Below are 1,043 nucleotides of genomic sequence, written 5' to 3'. Positions count from 1 at the left end.
GGTCGGGCCAGGGCGCCAGCGGACGCAGGAAGGGGCGGGTGGGGTCCATCGGCCCGAGGGAGCGGTGGACGACGCCGGGCACCGGCAGCAGCGGCGCCAGCCGGCGGTAGGTCTCCTGGGCGTCGGCCGGGCGGTGCTGCGGGTCCTTCGCCAGCAGTTGCAGCACGAGCGCCTCCAGTGGTTCCGGCACCTCCGGGCGCACCTGCCGCAGCGGCACGGGCTGCTCGTACAGGTGCCGGTGCAGCACGCCGAGAGCCGTGGCGCCCGCGAACGGGACGGTGCCGCTGACCAGTTCGTGCAGCAGCACCCCGAGCGCGTACAGGTCGGTGCGGGGCCCGACGGCGCCGCTCATCGCCTGCTCGGGCGCCATGTACGCGGGCGTCCCGATGGGCGTGCCGGTGTGGGTGAGCCGTGTCGTGTCGGTGTCGAGCACGGAGGCGACGCCGAGGTCGAGGACGACCATGGTGCCGTCCGGACGCACCATCACGTTGCGGGGCTTGAGGTCGCGGTGCACGATCGGCACCGCGTGCACCGCCGACAGCACGGCGCACAACTGCGCGGCCACGGCGACCGCCCACGGCCAGGGGTAGGGGTCGTGCTCGGCGAGGTGGTCGGCGAGGTCGGCGCCCTCCACGTACTGCATGACGAAGTACAGCTCGTCCGCGTCGCTGCCCGCGTCGTGGACGGTGACCAGCCCCGGATGGTCGACCTGGGCGGTGACCCGGCACTCCCGCTCGAAGCGCCGGCGCAGCTCCTCGGCGTCGGCGCCGCCGGCCACCTTGTCCGGGCGCAGCAGCTTCACGGCCACCCGCCGGTCCAGCCGCCGGTCGTACGCGGTCCACACCTGGCCCATGCCGCCCTGACCGAGGACCGTGGCCAGCTCGTAACGGCCGGCGACGATCCGTCCGTTCACTGACCGCCCTCCTGCTTGCGCAGCAGGTCGCTCAGCTCGTCCAGTTCGGCCCGCACCTGGTTGATCCGCGGCGGGTGCGGGTGCGTGTGCGGGGGCGCGGGCGACTGCGGCGGCACGGGGGCCTGCGGCG

Annotated in this window: 1 protein-coding gene; it reads right to left on the bottom strand. The window is 74.8% G+C overall.

The window, feature by feature from the left end; translation table 11 throughout:
• Positions 1–913, bottom strand: a 913-nt coding sequence (locus PV350_RS46690) for a serine/threonine-protein kinase (RefSeq protein ID WP_500339320.1), incomplete at its 3' end; no start/stop codon positions are given.
• Positions 914–1,043 lie beyond the last annotated feature (130 nt).

Origin of the sequence: Streptomyces sp. PA03-6a (genome assembly GCF_033792765.1) — a bacterium.
In the GTDB taxonomy this organism is placed as follows: Bacteria; Actinomycetota; Actinomycetes; order Streptomycetales; family Streptomycetaceae; genus Actinacidiphila.
Note: the sequence above shows the minus strand (reverse complement) of the source record. Positions and strands in the feature narration are given on the sequence as shown.